Source organism: Nordella sp. HKS 07, assembly GCF_011046735.1.
Classification (GTDB): Bacteria; Pseudomonadota; Alphaproteobacteria; order Rhizobiales; family Aestuariivirgaceae; genus Taklimakanibacter.
This window is the reverse complement of the sequence record NZ_CP049258.1, coordinates 5,086,529-5,101,140: the sequence shown is the minus strand read 5'-3', so window position 1 is coordinate 5,101,140 and position 14,612 is coordinate 5,086,529. Positions and strand designations below refer to the sequence as shown.

Below are 14,612 nucleotides of genomic sequence, written 5' to 3'. Positions count from 1 at the left end.
GGCGGTGGTGCCCGGGCGCGCTGCTCACGCCTGCGGCGCGGGCATGAACATGTCCCGCATGGCCTTCAGATAGGCCTCCTCGGAGGTCGACCAGCGCAGGCCGGCGAAGAGCTGGGAATCGACGCCGGCCGGATAGCGGATGCGCCCGCTTTCCTCGGTCGCGGCGGCGAATGTGGCCTCGGCGACCTCGGCCTCGGTGCAATAGCGGGTGGGATATTCAGCGAGCCTGGCGAAGAAGCCTTGCGCGAAGTCGCCATAGATATCCGGCATCAGGCCCGGCATGCGACCACGGACATTGTCGGCGAAGTTCGTGGTCGGCGCATAGCCCGGCTCCACCAGCCGCGCTTTCACGTTGAACGCGGCCAGTTCATGAGAGAGCGATTCCGTGAAGCCTTCCACGGCGCATTTGCTGGCGGCGTAGACCGCCACCATCGGCATCACGCCGAGCGCGACGCTGGACGTGACATTGATGATGGTGCCGCGGCCCTGCTTCCGCAGCTGCGGGATGATGGCGCGGCAGGCGGCAAAGACGCTGAGGGTGTTGGTCTCGAAGACCTCGCGCATGGCGCTGTCGGGCGTCGCCTCGACAATTGAGACGAGGCCGATGCCGGCATTGTTCACCCAGACATCGATGCCGCCAAAGGCCGCGACGCCATCGGCGATCGCCTGCGAGACGCTGGCCGGCTTCGTCACGTCGAGCGGCAGTACGGCGAGGCGCGGAGAGGCCGGAAACAAAGCGGGGTCGGGCCGGCGCATGGTGGCGATTACGTTCCAGCCGCGGTCATGAAAGAGTTCGGCCATCGCCTTGCCATAGCCCGACGATGTTCCGGTGATGAGGATTGTCCTGGTCATTTGTCTCTCCGTTGAGGTTCTCGCGAGGATAGACAAATGCTCAGGACGATCTATAATCATCTATCCATATTTCATTACGTGACGTCCAAAGATGGATCCGTTCAGCGACCTCATCGACCTGCTCCGCCCGCATACGGCGCACACCAAATCCATAACGGCGCGCGGCAAATGGGGTGTCCGCTTCCGGGCCTATGGGAAACCCAGCTATGCGATCGTGCTCGAAGGACAGTGCTGGCTGGCACTCGATGGCGAGGAACCGGCACTATTGGAGCGCGGCGATTTCGTCCTCCTGCCCGCGACGCCGGCTTTTGCTATCTATAGCGACGCCACCGCCCCCCGCATGCCGGTGGAGCCGACGGGGCATGTATATCGGTATGGCGAATCCGAGGGCGAACCCGATCTTGCGATGCTCGGCGGCTCCTTCGAGGTCGAGCCGGTCAATGCAGCGTTGCTCCTCTCGCTCCTGCCCCGCATGATCCATATCGGGGCGTCCGAAGGCGGCACCGGGCGGTTGTCGCGGCTCATCGCACTGATCATGGAGGAATGCGCGTCTGAGGGGCCGGGCAAGGAAGCCATACTGGTGCGGCTTCTCGAAGTGCTGATGGTCGAATGCCTGCGCTCCTCCGGTCGCGAGCGCCAGCCCGTCTCGACAGGTCTGTTGTCCGGCCTCGGCGACGCAGCCCTGGCGCCGGCGCTGCGCGCGCTCCATGGCGATGTGCGCGGGCCCTGGACGGTGGCGGGGCTGGCGCGGCTCGCCGGCATGTCGCGCTCGGCCTTCGCCCTGCGCTTCTCGCAAAGGCTCGGCTGCGGGCCGCTCGAATATCTGGCGCGCTGGCGCATGATCCTGGCGCGCGACGCTCTGAGCCGCGGCGGAAAACCGCTCGAACGTCTGGCCGAGGAAATCGGCTATGAGTCGGCAAGCGCCTTCAGCACCGCGTTTCGAAGGCGCGTCGGCTGCTCGCCCGGCGCCTTTGCGCGCGCGCAACGGGCCGGCAATGGCGTTGAAGAGATCAGCGCGACGTCCGGCGATTGACCTGCTCGCTGGCATAGCCCGCCATCGACGCATAGCCGCGCACGATCGCCTCGCGCTCGGCGTAGCTCGCCACCTTGTCGATATCGTCGAAGCCATCGGGAGCGCGGGCCTCGACCATGTCGATGACGCCTTCCGGCCCGCCGCGGCGGTTGGCGCTGACGATATCGGCGGTCAGCGGCCGGCGCTCGGCATCATAGGCGGCGAAGGCCGGAACGACGTCCGGCACGGCGGTGAGATGGCGGGCGAGTGCGGCGGCATCGAGGATGGCCTGGCTGGCGCCGTTGCTGCCCACCGGATACATGGGATGGGCGGCATCACCCAGCAGCGTCACGCGGCCGTAAGACCAGCGCGCGACGGGGTCGCGGTCGCAATTGGGGTATTCATAGAAGATACTGGTCGCGGCGATGAGGCGGGCAGGATCGACGAAGCCCAAGTGGAAGCTGCCCTCGACGAAAGCGCGCGCCTCCTCGATGCGCCCGACCGCGTTCCAGTCCTCGCGCCGGGGCGGCGGCCCCGCACCGTCGGTGATACGCGCCATGATGGCCCAGTTGGTGAGGCGCTGGTCAGGCCGCGCCGGATCGGCGTGGATCGGGTAGAAAACGAACTTCGCCGCATTGCCGCCGGCGATGACCATGGTGCGGCCGTCCTCATAAATGGGCCAGGCGGTGGCGCCGCGCCACAGCATGATGCCGCTCCACAGAAGCGGCCCCTCTTCGGAATAAAAAAGACTTCGCACCCGGGAATGGATGCCGTCGGCGCCGATGAGCCCGTCGCCCACAACCTCGAAGCGTCGGCCGGTGCGGCTTTCCAGAAAGGCGGTGACCTTGCCTTGCCCGTCTTTCAGATCGACGAAGTGCCGGTCGGCATGGAGCCGCGAGGGACCGATGCGCTCGAGCACCGCCTTGAGCAGCACGCCATGCAATTTGCCGCGATGGATGCTGAGCTGCGGCACGTCATAGCCGGCATCGAGGCCGCGCAATTCGCGCCAGACCACCTGCCCGTGGCGGTTAAGATAGATGAGCTCGCGGGTGCGGATGCCGGCTTCATCGAGTGCGGGCAGAAGCCCCAGCGCCGCCAGCTCCTTCACCGCATGCGGCAGGAGATTGATGCCGACGCCCAGTTCGCGCAGCTCCTGGCTTTGCTCGAAGATGTCGACATCGATGCCGGCGCGGTGGAGCGCCAGTGCGGTGACGAGGCCGCCGATGCCACCGCCGATGATGAGGAGCTTCATCGTATCTCCTGTCTCTGGAGTACGTGGGCGTCGCGATCCGGAGCGAGTTCAATTGTCCAGATTGTCCTTGGTCAGATCATACAGGGATGGGGAGCAATCTCAAGGTCACCGTTCGTCAGCCTGAGGTGAGCGCACTACAGTAGATCGAACAACGCACTCGGAAGATCGTTTCCAGTACTCTGCCTCGCTGATGCTGCATATGGAGTGTCGCGCACGAGAACTTTGTCGCTACCACGAAACGTCATAAGCATTGATCAATTACTGGCGGCTCGGCATCCAGCCGCCAGAATCTCCCCTCCCGCCGCTCGAGCCTACTTCTCAGGCAACGCGGCTGGGCGGGCAGGATGAACTCCGGCGGCTCATCCGTCAGCTCGAAGCAGAAGCGCTTGGGCAGGTCGGTATAGAGAGAGCGTGGCGGCTTCCACTTTTTTCTCAGATTCTTGATCTCGCAGCTGGTGTCGAAATAGTGGAACCAGACGCGACGGGTGCGGAAGACCTGGCCCAGCAAATGCAGCGCCGCCGAAAGAACGGCTTCGCTCCATATGGCCACGTGCGGCGCCATGACGGTCTCGGCATAGAGCTTGAGATTCTCCCGCGCCTCGGGCTTGCGGAATGGACCATAACCTCGAACAGCATTTGCAAGGTGTCTTTCCATTCTCCTGATCCAATCGTTCTGCACTTCCTCGATCAGTGCTTCGCCGGAATGGATGTCGATATCCATGCGCGCCCACGCCAGGATGTTGCGTCCCTCCTGGTTCACGGGATGGTGGCGGTAGTTGAAGGGCATATTCTTGGCATTCAAGATCAGCCGCTGATATTGCACATCATGCGAGTGTGGGAAATTGAGCTGCAGCACGAGTTGGCGGCGCGGCCGCGATGTCTGGTTCCAACGACGCTCGCAGCTCTTCTCGGAGCCCCAGGTGGCGAACGTTACGACATAGATCTCTATCTCACTCGGCCACAGTCTCCAGAGATCATTCTGGTGCAGCCAGCCGTCACCCTTGGCAGCGGCCAGCGCCTTGATCGGCGGGCGGTCGAGCAAGCGTCCATAGCGCCCTTCGCGCAAAGTACGGATGGGCAGGCGGGGCTGAAGCAGATCCTCCAGCAGCATCGCGGCATAACGGTCCTTGTAATAGCGAAAGAGCAGACGGCGCGGCTGAGACGCGGCATCCAGCTTGTCCGCGATCACGATATCACGGTCTTTCATTGTCGTTGTCCAATAGCTCGCCTGCCCGCAGGCCTGGACGGCGCGGGGCCGGAAGCGGAACGACGCGCACAGGCGTGCCCGGCACGCGCATGTTCACACCGTCAGCGGTTCGGAATCTCTAAGGGTGAATGAAAGGCGGAATCCGGCTGGCTTAGCCGGCCGATGCAAGAAGGAGCAGCCGGGCGCCGATGGCGCCCAGAAGATCAACACCCATCATATGGCAATCTTCAAACATGGCCGTGCTCCAACTTTTCGCGCGTCTCGCGCGGGAAGTGCAGATGGCACAAAATATGACGCGACGCAAGTGTTTGATGCGAAACGGCGCCGGGAGGATACGTCTTTAGCTTCCTGATAGGCGCTTCGAGGCCCGGCTACGAGAGGGTGTTGAGAGTGTCACGCGTGCGCACTTCACGCTGCTCGTCATGATCGGCCCATAAGACGGCCATCCGGACTCGACATCACACAGCTTATGCGCGGCTGGGCTGGATGGCCGCCTCAAGGGCGGCCATGACGAAAAGGGGAAAAGGGCGTCTCAGCGTGAGGGCGTTGAGAGTGCCACGCGTGCGCACGTCACGCCGCTCGTCATGATCGGCCCATGCCGGCCATCCAGACTCGACATCACAGAGCTTCTGCGCGGATGGGCTGGATGGCCGCCTCAAGGGCGGCCATGACGAAATGGAGGAAAAGGGCGCCTCAGCGTGAGAGCGTTGGGAGGCGGAGGACGCTTCGAGGGCCGCTGCGCGGGCACCTCAGCGTGAGGGAGTTGAGAGACGCGCCTCAGCGGGAGGACTGTCGAGCGTGGCGCGCGAGGGCGTGCGCGATGAGAACGTCGATTGCTTCGGCATACGAGACGCCCGAAGCAGCGAGCGCCTTGGCGTACATGCTGATATTGGTGAAGCCGGGGATCGTGTTGACCTCATTGAGGATGAGGCTGCCATCGCGTCTGAGGAAGAAGTCGACGCGCGCCAATCCTTCGCAGCCGAGCGCGCGGAAGGCAGCTTCGGCGAGGCGGCGGGCCTCTTCGGCAACCGCCGCCGGCACATCGGCGGGGGCGCGCACGACGGCGCCGTCGGCGTCGATGTATTTCGCCTCGTAAGTGTAGAAGCCATGCTTCTCGGCGGGAATGATCTCGCCCGGCAGAGACACGGTGAGCACGCCCTTCGCATCTTCGAGAACCGCGCATTCGATCTCGCGCGCCTCGATGAATTCCTCCGCCAGCAGCTTGTCGTCATGGCGGAACGCCTCGTCGCGGCAACGGGCGAAGCTCGCCCTGTCCGTGACCTTGCCGACGCCGACCGAGGAGCCCTGGCGCGCCGGCTTGAGGAAGAACGGCAGACCCAGCCCGGCGGCGATCGTGTCGAAAGTGACCGGCTCGTCCCGGCGCAAGGTCAGCGCGCGGGCGACCGGAAGTCCTGTTGCGGCGAGCAACTTCTTGGCGAATTCCTTGTCCATGGCGGTGGCGGAGGCGAAGACGCCCGAGCCGACATAGGCCACATCGGCGACCTCGGCATAACCCTGCACCGAACCATCCTCCCCGAAGGGGCCGTGCAGCACCGGAAAGACCACATCGACGGACGGCAGTTCGCTTGTCTTGCCGTCCGCCGACAAAGTGACGAGCCGGCCGCGGCCGCCCGGAAGCAGCGCGACCTCGATGCCCTTGGAAGCATCCTCGCGCGGCAGAGCGCCGTCTTCGAGCTCGGTCAGTCGCCATACGCCGCTTCTGTCAATGGCGATGGGCACGATCTCGTAGCGGGCGCGATCCATCGCCTTCACCGCATTGGCGGCGGACAGGATCGAGACATCATGCTCGGCCGAACGGCCGCCATACAGCATGGCGACCCTGATTTTCTTCGTCATGAATTTGCCCCAGCCCGTTTTCGATTTGCGCAACGGCATCGGCAATGGAGGCCGATTCCGCCCTTTTTGTGATGGCCCTGGATACGGGATACTGTTGCCGTCCGTTCCCCCTCACCCTCCCATTGCTGCGCAATGGGGCCCCTCCCTCTCCCCCGTTGGGGGCGAGGGTATCACCTGCCCTCACGCCTCGATGATGACCTTGAGCGCCTTGGTGCGCGCCGCATCGGCGAAGGTCGCATAGGCGTCGAGGATCTGCGCCAGCTTGAAGCGATGGGTGATCAGTTTGCCGGGATCGATCTTGCGCGCCCGCACCGTCTTGAGCAGCATGGGCGTCGTGACGGTGTCGACGAGGCTGGTCGTGATGGAGATGTTGTGCGACCAGAGCCGCTCCAGATGCAGGTCGACCTTCACGCCATGCACACCGACATTGGCGATGATGCCGCCGGGCGCCACGATGTTCTGACAGGTGAGGAAGGACGCCGGCACGCCCACCGCCTCGATCGCCGTGTCGACGCCCTGGCCCCCGGTCAGCTTCATCACCGCCGCGGCCGCATCGCCCTTGCCGGCATTCACCACCGCCGTCGCGCCGAAGCGCGTCGCCACCTCCAGCCGGTTGTCGTCGAAATCGATCATGATGATCTCGGCCGGCGAATAGAATTGCGCCGTCAGGAGCGCCGCCAGGCCGATGGGACCGGCGCCGACGATCGCCACTGTGCCGCCCGGCGCCACCTTGCCCCTGAGGACGCCGCATTCGAAGCCGGTCGGCAGGATGTCGCTCAGCATCACCAGCGCATCCTCCTCGACTCCGTCCGGAATGCGATAGAGGCTCGTATCGGCATGCGGGATGCGGACATATTCCGCCTGCGTGCCGTCGATCGTGTTGCCGAGGATCCAACCACCGGTGGCGCAATGCGAATACAAGCCGCGCCGGCAGAAGTCGCAGCGTCCGCAAGACGAGATGCAGGAGATGAGCACGCGGTCGCCGGGACGGAAACTGGTGACACCGGCGCCGACCTTCTCCACGATGCCGGTTCCCTCGTGTCCCAGAATGCGCCCGGGCGCGCAGCTCGGCACATCGCCCTTCAGGATATGGAGGTCCGTGCCGCAGATCGTCGTCTTGACGATCCTCACGACAGCGTCGCCGGCCGCGGCGATCTCCGGCATCGGACGGTCTTCCAGCGCCTTGCGTCCGGGTCCCTGGTAAACGAGCGCTTTCATGATTTTGTCTCCTTACTGCAACGCGCGCGCTCCCTGTCGATCGGCAATGGAGTTCGCTCTCGTCCCAACTTGCCTCGATGGGCACAGGCGCACCTTGATCTGAATCAATTGCCGTAGAGGGCAGCTTGCAGACCGCTCTTCACGATATCAGCCGACGGCGAGGCCGAGGGCTTTCTGCTGCTTCTTCGACAAACCTTCCGCGACGAGGCGGTGCGAGGCCAAAAGGTAAGCCTTGAGCTCCTTGTCCTTGAGACCGGGCTTCGCATAATGCTGGATCCATTTGAGGCCGCGCGAAGCCAGATAGGGTGCCGGGCGCAGGCCGCGCTGGTCCTTCAGCACCTCGAAAGCGAGGTCGGAGACCTTGAAGGTGATATGCGGCTCCGCCTCCTCGTCCCAGCCGCCAATGGCGAAGACCTTGCCGCCTACTTTCCACACATGCGAGCCGCCCCATTGCATCACATAGGTCGTCGCCGGCAGCGAGGCGCAGAAGGCGTTGTATTGCTCGTAGGTCATGAAAGAGCTCTCATCCCCGGGTCGGCGCATATTACGCTATCCCGGCCCGCGCGGGCCATCGCCAATCCACACCTGCCGCACCGACAGGGACACACGGGCTGCGATCACGCGTGAGTTTCTGCTACTGCCTGGAGACAGTCCTCAGATTGATTCTCTCCATGCCCGCCGATCCTCTCTCCATCCTCAACAGCGTCTATGGCTATGCCAGCTTCCGCGGCCAGCAGCGCGACATCATCGATCATGTGATCGCCGGCAATCACGCCTTCGTCCTGATGCCGACGGGCGGCGGCAAGTCCTTGTGCTACCAGATCCCGGCGCTGATCCGGCCGGGCCTCGGCCTTGTCGTCTCGCCGCTCATCGCGCTGATGGAAGACCAGGTGGCCGCATTGCGCCAAGCCGGGGTCAAGGCGGCGGCGCTCAATTCCAGGCTCTGGGGCAACGAAAAGGACCAGCTCTGGCGCGATGTCGAGGAAGGCGAGCTCGATCTTCTCTATATGGCGCCGGAAACGCTGCTGCGCCCTGAGACCCTCGAGCGCCTCAATTCCACCCCGCTCTCGCTCGTCGCCATCGACGAGGCGCATTGCCTGTCGCAGTGGGGCCATGACTTCCGGCCCGAATACCGGGCACTCGACTGTCTCGCCGGCCGCTTCCCCAAGGTGCCGCGCCTCGCCCTCACCGCCACGGCGGATGAACCGACGCGCGCCGAGATCGTCGAGCATCTCGATATCGGGGTCGAAAACAGCTTCGTCTCCGGCTTCGACCGTCCGAATATCCGCTACGGCGTCGCCGAGAAGACGAATTCGACCCAGCAGATGCTGAAATTCCTCAAGAGCCGCAAAGGCGAAAGCGGCATCGTCTATTGCCTGTCCAAGCGCAAGACGGAGGATGTCGCACAAACGCTCAACGCCAACGGCTTCAGCGCGCTCGCCTATCATGCCGGCATGGAGATGAAGACGCGCGAGGAGAACCAGCGCCGCTTCCAGCATGAGCAAGGTCTGATCATGGTGGCCACCATCGCCTTCGGCATGGGCATCGACAAGCCAGATGTGCGCTTCGTGCTGCATCGCGACCTGCCGTCGAGCATCGAGGCCTATTACCAGGAGACGGGACGCGCCGGGCGCGACGGCCTGCCGGCCGAGGCGCTGATGCTCTATGGCGCGGAGGACATCGTGCTGCGCCGCCGTTTCATCGACGGATCGGAGGCGCCCGATGAAAGAAAACGCATGGAGGGCCGCAAGCTCGACGCGCTTCTGGGCTTCGCCGAATCCAGCCGGTGCCGCCGGCAGGTGCTGTTGCGCTATTTCGGCGACGATAGCGGCCCTTGCGGCAATTGCGATGTCTGTCTCGATCCGCCGCACACCTTCGACGGGGCGATCACCGCCCAGAAGCTGCTCTCCTGCATCTACCGCACCGGCGAGCGCTTCGGCCAGGCGCACGTGATCTCGGTGCTGCTGGGCGAGAGCGACGAACGCATCACCACTCTCGGCCATGACAAGCTCTCGGTCTTCGGCATCGGGCCTGAGCATAACCGCAACGCCTGGCGCTCGATCCTGCGCCAGCTCGTCGCCCATGGGCTGATCGGTGTGGATGTGGCGGGTTATGGCGGTCTCTATATCTCAGCGGAAGGCCGCCAGTTCCTGCGCGAGAAGCCACCCTTGCGGCTCAGGGTCCTGAAAATATCCAAGGCCGAGCGGAAAGCCCCACGCGCCGCGGGACCGGCGCTCGACGCCCATGACCGCGAGCTGTTCGATAGATTGCGCGAGAGGCGGATGGAGCTCGCCAAGGCGCAGAATGTGCCGCCTTATGTGATTTTCCACGACAAGACACTGATGGAGATGGCGGCGCGCAGCCCGCGCTCGCTCGCCGAGCTCGCCGCCATCCCCGGCACCGGCCAGGTCAAGCTGGCGCGTTATGGGGAGGCGTTTCTGGCGGTGATCAATGGAGAGGGCCGGAGTGCTTGAGGAGAGACGCCCTGCCCTCGCCCTGAGGTGCGAGCGAAGCGAGCCTCGAAGGGCGTGTTGCGGCTCTCTCGCTTCATCCTGATCGACGCTTCGAGGGCCGCTTCGCGGCCACCTCAGCGTGAGGGATTTTGAGAGACGTTTCACCTGCGCTTTGAGAGGTCACCCTTCCGTCTTCAGCGAACGCAGGAGATTGTCGCGGAGCTCGACCACTTCCTGCTGCACTTTCGGAAACTCGGACCCGAGCCCGGCCGCCTTGATCAGCAGCGGCCCCGACTCCGTGTCGAAACGCTCGAGCAGAAGGCGGCCGGCCTCCGTCAGCCGCACCTTCACCTGGCGCTCGTCGGCCGGGTCACGGCGGCGCTCGATGTAACCGGCCGATTCAAGCTTCTTGAGGATGGGGGTCAGGGTATTGGATTCGAGGAAGAGCTTCTCGCCCAGCGCCCCTACCGTCTGGTCGTCCTCGTCGCCCAAGGCCACCAGTGCTATATATTGAGTATAGGTCAGGCCGAGCCGGTCGAGGACGGGCTTATAGACCCTGCCAAAAGCGAGATTGGCGGAATAGACGGCAAAACACAGGAATTTCGCGAGCTTACGGCTTTCGGAAGGTGAATTTGCGGGCGTCGACATGGCGATCTCCAGCGGATTTCAGAGTTCCCCTTATATATATCGCATCCGATTTAATCGGAAGGGCTTGACATCCGGCATCAGTCTCTTTATTTACATCGCATCCGATTAAATCGGACACGATTTTTCAACCTGAAAGGACATCGCCATGACCGACAAGATCCTCTTCACCGGCAAGACCCACACCGTCGCCGGCCGCAACGGCGCTTCGAAAAGCCGCGACGGCAGTCTCGACATCAAGCTGCCCGAGCCGCATCCCGCCGCCGAGAACCATTTCGCCACCGCCTGGTCGGCCTGCTATCTGGGCGCCATCGAGCTCGCCGCCACCCAGCGCAAGATCAAGCTGGCGAACCCGCCTGAGGTCGACGCCGAGATCAACCTGCTGCATGGCGGCCCCAAGGGCTTCTTCCTCAAAGCGCGCTTCGATGTGAGCATTCCGGGCCTCGATCAGGAAATGGTGCGCAGCCTCGCCGACGCGGCGCATGGCATCTGCCCCTATTCCAAGGCGACGCATGGCAATATCGACGTCGAAACACATGTGGCGTGAATGCGCCAACACAATTCACCGGCCTGGCGCAGCGCGCGCCGGGTCGGGATCGCCCCTCAATTTTCGGCCAATACTCTTAGGATACGGGCACCTGGCCGTCCGGTGGGCTTCATGCCTGCCTGCTTCTCGGCTTCCCGGATCGCCGCCGCGGTGAGCGGCCCCATGCGCCCGTCGGCCTCGCCCTTGTACAGACCGCGCGCGATCAGCAATTCCTGAAGGCGCTTGCGCTCGGCGCGCGAGAGGCCCGGATCATCGGTCGGCCAGGCGGTCCTGAACGCCCCCTTGCCGCGCAGACGATCGGAGAGATGAGCAATCGCCAGCGCGTAGGATTCCGCCGCATTGTAAGAATAGAGCGCGTCGAAATTGCGCGACACGAGAAAGGCCGGCCCGCCGCGGCCCGCCGGCCGGATCAGTCCGTAAGAGCCGGCTTTAGGCAGTGCCGCGCCATCGGCCCGCCTGATGCCGCGTTTGGCCCAGGCCGAAATGGCGGCCTTGCGCGTGCGCCCCGTCGGCCCCTTGTAGGAGGCCGGCACCTTGACCTCGAAGCCCCAGGCCTGGCCCGGCCGCCAGCCGGAACGCTTCAAGTAATTGGCGGCGGAGGCCAGCGCATCGGGAATGGAGTTGATCGTGTCCTTGCGCCCGTCGCGGTCGAAATCGACGGCGAGCCGGCGATAGGTCGAGGGCATGAATTGCGTATGACCAAAGGCGCCCGCCCAGGGGCCGGTGAAATCCTGGAGCTTCACATCGCCGGCGGCGACGATCTTCAGCGCATGAAAAAGCTCGGCCTTGAAGAGCGCCGCCCGCTTGCCTTCGCAGGCGAGGCTCGCCAGCGCGCGGGGCAGATGGAAGTCCCCTTCCAGCCGCCCGTAATCGCTCTCGACGCCCCACAATGCGACCAGCACGTATTTGTCGACGCCATAGGCCTTCTCGATGGCGGCGAGCGACTTCGCCTCGATCTCGAGCATCTTGCGGCCGTCGGCGATGCGCGCCTCATCGACCAGAAAAGCCATGTAGTCCCAGATCGCCAGGCGATATTCCGGCTGGCTGCGCTGGAAGCGCAGCACGCGCTCGTCGAAAGTCATATCGCGGAAGGCCGCCTCGACGATGTCAGGGCTGACGCCGGCCTTGATCGCGCTCGTTCTGAGGCCTTTGACGCAGGTCTCGAAAGGCGCGGCCTTGGCCGATGGCGCCGCCAGCCCCATCGCCAGAGCGGCGATGATCAGCGCGCCGACGCCCAAGCGCAGTCGGCGTGACAGGCGGACAATGGTAACGGTCAGCGCAACGCTCCCCTGTTTCGCGGCACAGGACATATGCCCTGTCCGCGATTATTCGCAAATGACTCCCTAAAGAAGAAAGACTCACCCGAAACTGCGACACAATTTTGGCGCGGGCGCGAGCATGCCTGCTTCGCTGCCGGGAGTGAAGCGATTTAATGGATCCCGACTTTCGTCGGGATCACGGAACATGGTTTGTCAATTCACAATAGCGTCATCCGAGCGCGTCAAGCGCGCACGAGCCTGAGGATGGTGTCGACATTGAAGTCGATGCGCGCCTGCAACGCTTCAGGCGTCATGAAGTCGCGCTTGTAGACGACGGCGCCGGTGAAGCGGTTGGTGAAGTAGTAGTAGCTCACCGCCGCGATCGTCACATTGAGCTGCATTTCGTCTATCCCTGAACGAAACACGCCCTCGCGCACGCCGCGGTCGATGATGTCCTGCACCATGCCGTGCAGCGGCCGGTTGATCGCCTCGATATTCTGCGAGGTCTTGAGATGGCGCGCCTTGTGCAGGTTCTCGCTGTTGACGAGGGTGAGGAATTCCGGATGGTCGAGATAATATTTCCAGGTGAAGCGCACGAGCTTCTCGAGCGCCGCCTCGGCCGGCAGGCCGGCGAGATCGAGTTTCGATTCAGCGGCGCGGATGTCCTGATAGGCATCCTCGAGCACCTTCTTGAACAGGTCCTCCTTGCTGCCGAAATAGTGATAGATCATGCGCTTGTTGGCATTGGCCTTCTCGGCGATGTCGTCGACGCGCGCCCCGCCCAGGCCCAGACGGGAAAATTCGCGCTTGGCCGCCGCCAGGATGCGCTTCTGGGTGGCCTCGGCATCGCGGGCGCGCGGTGCCGCCTCTCCCCGTGCCGTCGCAGATCTCGCCATCACCAGTCTCCCAGAACGCCCCGGATATAACTAAACAGTTACATAGGAATCGGCGCTTGTCCAGCGCGCTTCGAGTTACCGTAATGCCGCCAACCGGCAAATATTTCAATCTGTTAAGCGCGGCAGGGCGATTTCGCAGGAAGCCCGGGCGATGGTCTCTCGTCCTCTTGCCGGAATCTGCCTCTTGAAAAGCCGGCGGAAATCCACTAACGAAGTAACCAGTTAGTGCACAAAACAACAAGCGCATTCATTCCTTGGGAGGAACCATGACGAGCAAGACCGTCTCGCGTAAATCCGTACAGCTCAATCGCCGCTCCGTTCTGAAAGGCATCGCCGGCCTGAGTGGTGCCGGTATCCTCGGCGGCACATTCCCCGCACCGGCCATCGCCCAGGAAACCACCTGGACGCTCGCCAATTCGATGCGCTCGCTCGCCAATCCCTATCACGCGACTTTCGCCAAAGGCGGCGAGGAATTCGCCAAGTCGATCGGCGCCAAATACGAGATGCTGGTGACGGAAGGCAATTCGGAGAAAGGCGTCTCCGACATCAAGGCGCTGCTCCAGCGCACCGGCGGCAAGCTCATCGTCAATGTCGATCCGAACGACTCGCCCGATGCGCGCGTCATCGTCGAAGAGGTGAAGAAGGCCGGCGGTTATGTCGTCACCCAGTGGAACAAGCCGGACGATCTGCATCCGTGGGATTTCGACCCCAACTATGTGGCGCATATGTCCTTCGACGGTGTGCCCAATGCCGAGGCGATCGCCAATGCGCTGTTCGCGGCCTTCGGCGGCGAAGGCGGCATCGTGGCGTTGGGCGGCATCCTCTCCAATGTGCCGGCGATCGAGCGCAAGCTCGGCCTCGACAACGCCATCGCCAAGACCAACGGCAAGGTGACGCTGCTCGATTTCCAGCCGGCCGACTGGAACGAGCAGAAGGCCTTCGATATCACGCAAGCCTGGATCACCCGCTTCGGCGACCAGATCAAGGGTGTCTTCGCCGCCAATGACGGCATGGGCATGGGGGCGCTCGAGGCGCTGCGGCAGAACAGTCTCGCGGGCAAGGTGCCGGTGGTCGGCATCGACGGCATCGACGCCGCGCTCGCGGCCATAGAGGCCGGCGAGTTCGCGGGCACGGTGGCGTGGGATCCGATGTGGACCGGCTCGATGGGCCTCGCCATTCCTTATGCGCATGTGACGGGCAAGATCGACATCACCAAGGAGCCGAAAGAGCATCGCGAATTCTACGGCACCGGTGTCGTGGTGACGAAGGACAATGTCGCCGCCTATAAGGCCAACCCGCCCAAGACCGACTTCAACGATCTGTGGGGCAAGGCGACGGGACAGGTGCAGTATCGCAAGTGACCGGTGCGATCTCTTGCTGAACCTCCCCTTCTCCCGCTTGCGGGCAGGCGCGC

At 63.7% G+C, this 14,612-nt stretch carries 13 protein-coding genes; 4 read left to right on the top strand and 9 right to left on the bottom strand.

The genetic code is table 11. From position 1 onward, the window contains the following. Positions 1–24: 24 nt before the first annotated feature. Positions 25–852, bottom strand: coding sequence for an SDR family oxidoreductase (locus G5V57_RS23925; RefSeq protein ID WP_165170075.1), 828 nt, complete (start codon positions 850–852; stop codon positions 25–27). Between the two features lie 91 nt (positions 853–943). Between G5V57_RS23925 and G5V57_RS23920 the strand changes: the two genes are divergently transcribed. Continuing rightward, the gene (locus tag G5V57_RS23920) at positions 944–1,885 is read left to right on the top strand and encodes an AraC family transcriptional regulator (RefSeq protein WP_165170073.1); all 942 of its coding nucleotides are present in this window, start codon (positions 944–946) and stop codon (positions 1,883–1,885) included. Here the strand turns inward: G5V57_RS23920 and G5V57_RS23915 are convergent. The 5 genes from G5V57_RS23915 to G5V57_RS23895 all read right to left on the bottom strand — a co-directional run bounded on the left by G5V57_RS23915 (position 1,863) and on the right by G5V57_RS23895 (position 7,911). Continuing rightward, on the bottom strand, positions 1,863–3,116 hold the full coding sequence (locus tag G5V57_RS23915) for a flavin-dependent oxidoreductase (RefSeq protein ID WP_165170071.1): 1,254 nt from the start codon (positions 3,114–3,116) through the stop codon (positions 1,863–1,865). The genes G5V57_RS23920 and G5V57_RS23915 overlap by 23 nt on opposite strands. Before the next feature lie 241 nt (positions 3,117–3,357). Continuing rightward, on the bottom strand, positions 3,358–4,323 hold the full coding sequence (locus tag G5V57_RS23910) for a hypothetical protein (protein ID WP_165170069.1): 966 nt from the start codon (positions 4,321–4,323) through the stop codon (positions 3,358–3,360). 777 nt (positions 4,324–5,100) lie between these two features. Continuing rightward, positions 5,101–6,180, bottom strand: a complete 1,080-nt coding sequence (locus G5V57_RS23905; protein ID WP_165170067.1) for a D-alanine--D-alanine ligase family protein — start codon at positions 6,178–6,180, stop codon at positions 5,101–5,103. A gap of 180 nt (positions 6,181–6,360) precedes the next feature. Then, entirely contained in the window at positions 6,361–7,398 is a 1,038-nt protein-coding gene (locus G5V57_RS23900; protein ID WP_165170065.1) for a zinc-dependent alcohol dehydrogenase family protein, read from the bottom strand. Positions 7,399–7,545: 147 nt separating this feature from the next. Then, positions 7,546–7,911, bottom strand: coding sequence for an MmcQ/YjbR family DNA-binding protein (locus G5V57_RS23895; RefSeq protein ID WP_165170063.1), 366 nt, complete (start codon positions 7,909–7,911; stop codon positions 7,546–7,548). 158 nt (positions 7,912–8,069) lie between these two features. Between G5V57_RS23895 and recQ the strand changes: the two genes are divergently transcribed. Beyond that, on the top strand, positions 8,070–9,872 hold the full coding sequence (gene recQ, locus G5V57_RS23890; RefSeq protein ID WP_165170061.1) for a DNA helicase RecQ: 1,803 nt from the start codon (positions 8,070–8,072) through the stop codon (positions 9,870–9,872). Positions 9,873–10,031: 159 nt separating this feature from the next. Here recQ and G5V57_RS23885 read toward each other — a convergent pair whose 3' ends face one another. Next, positions 10,032–10,499 carry a MarR family winged helix-turn-helix transcriptional regulator gene (locus G5V57_RS23885; RefSeq protein WP_165170059.1) on the bottom strand — a complete coding sequence of 156 codons (468 nt, stop codon included), beginning with the start codon at positions 10,497–10,499 and terminating at the stop codon, positions 10,032–10,034. A gap of 145 nt (positions 10,500–10,644) precedes the next feature. Between G5V57_RS23885 and G5V57_RS23880 the strand changes: the two genes are divergently transcribed. After that, on the top strand, positions 10,645–11,043 hold the full coding sequence (locus G5V57_RS23880) for an Ohr family peroxiredoxin (RefSeq protein WP_165170057.1): 399 nt from the start codon (positions 10,645–10,647) through the stop codon (positions 11,041–11,043). A 56-nt stretch (positions 11,044–11,099) separates the two neighbouring features. On the opposite strand, the gene G5V57_RS23875 is transcribed toward G5V57_RS23880, so the two are convergent. Together G5V57_RS23875 and G5V57_RS23870 are read right to left on the bottom strand one after the other, a co-directional pair. Beyond that, positions 11,100–12,353: a lytic murein transglycosylase gene (locus tag G5V57_RS23875; RefSeq protein ID WP_165170055.1), complete on the bottom strand. Its 1,254-nt coding sequence runs from the start codon at positions 12,351–12,353 to the stop codon at positions 11,100–11,102. Positions 12,354–12,544: 191 nt separating this feature from the next. Continuing rightward, positions 12,545–13,198, bottom strand: a complete 654-nt coding sequence (locus G5V57_RS23870) for a TetR/AcrR family transcriptional regulator (protein ID WP_165170053.1) — start codon at positions 13,196–13,198, stop codon at positions 12,545–12,547. 266 nt (positions 13,199–13,464) lie between these two features. Here G5V57_RS23870 and G5V57_RS23865 point away from each other — a divergent pair, with 266 nt between their 5' ends. After that, positions 13,465–14,559 (top strand): sugar ABC transporter substrate-binding protein, encoded by a 1,095-nt coding sequence (locus G5V57_RS23865; protein WP_165170051.1) that lies wholly within the window; start codon positions 13,465–13,467, stop codon positions 14,557–14,559. Positions 14,560–14,612 lie beyond the last annotated feature (53 nt).

Excerpts from the sequence above, each read along its gene's own strand:
- G5V57_RS23925 (WP_165170075.1), bottom strand. The coding sequence starts at position 852 with ATGACCAGGACAATCCTCATCACCGGAACATCGTCGGGCTATGGCAAG.
- G5V57_RS23920 (WP_165170073.1), top strand. The coding sequence starts at position 944 with ATGGATCCGTTCAGCGACCTCATCGACCTGCTCCGCCCGCATACGGCG.
- G5V57_RS23915 (WP_165170071.1), bottom strand. The coding sequence starts at position 3,116 with ATGAAGCTCCTCATCATCGGCGGTGGCATCGGCGGCCTCGTCACCGCA.
- G5V57_RS23910 (WP_165170069.1), bottom strand. The coding sequence starts at position 4,323 with ATGAAAGACCGTGATATCGTGATCGCGGACAAGCTGGATGCCGCGTCT.
- G5V57_RS23905 (WP_165170067.1), bottom strand. The coding sequence starts at position 6,180 with ATGACGAAGAAAATCAGGGTCGCCATGCTGTATGGCGGCCGTTCGGCC.
- G5V57_RS23900 (WP_165170065.1), bottom strand. The coding sequence starts at position 7,398 with ATGAAAGCGCTCGTTTACCAGGGACCCGGACGCAAGGCGCTGGAAGAC.
- G5V57_RS23895 (WP_165170063.1), bottom strand. The coding sequence starts at position 7,911 with ATGACCTACGAGCAATACAACGCCTTCTGCGCCTCGCTGCCGGCGACG.
- recQ (WP_165170061.1), top strand. The coding sequence starts at position 8,070 with ATGCCCGCCGATCCTCTCTCCATCCTCAACAGCGTCTATGGCTATGCC.
- G5V57_RS23885 (WP_165170059.1), bottom strand. The coding sequence starts at position 10,499 with ATGTCGACGCCCGCAAATTCACCTTCCGAAAGCCGTAAGCTCGCGAAA.
- G5V57_RS23880 (WP_165170057.1), top strand. The coding sequence starts at position 10,645 with ATGACCGACAAGATCCTCTTCACCGGCAAGACCCACACCGTCGCCGGC.
- G5V57_RS23875 (WP_165170055.1), bottom strand. The coding sequence starts at position 12,353 with ATGTCCTGTGCCGCGAAACAGGGGAGCGTTGCGCTGACCGTTACCATT.
- G5V57_RS23870 (WP_165170053.1), bottom strand. The coding sequence starts at position 13,198 with ATGGCGAGATCTGCGACGGCACGGGGAGAGGCGGCACCGCGCGCCCGC.
- G5V57_RS23865 (WP_165170051.1), top strand. The coding sequence starts at position 13,465 with ATGACGAGCAAGACCGTCTCGCGTAAATCCGTACAGCTCAATCGCCGC.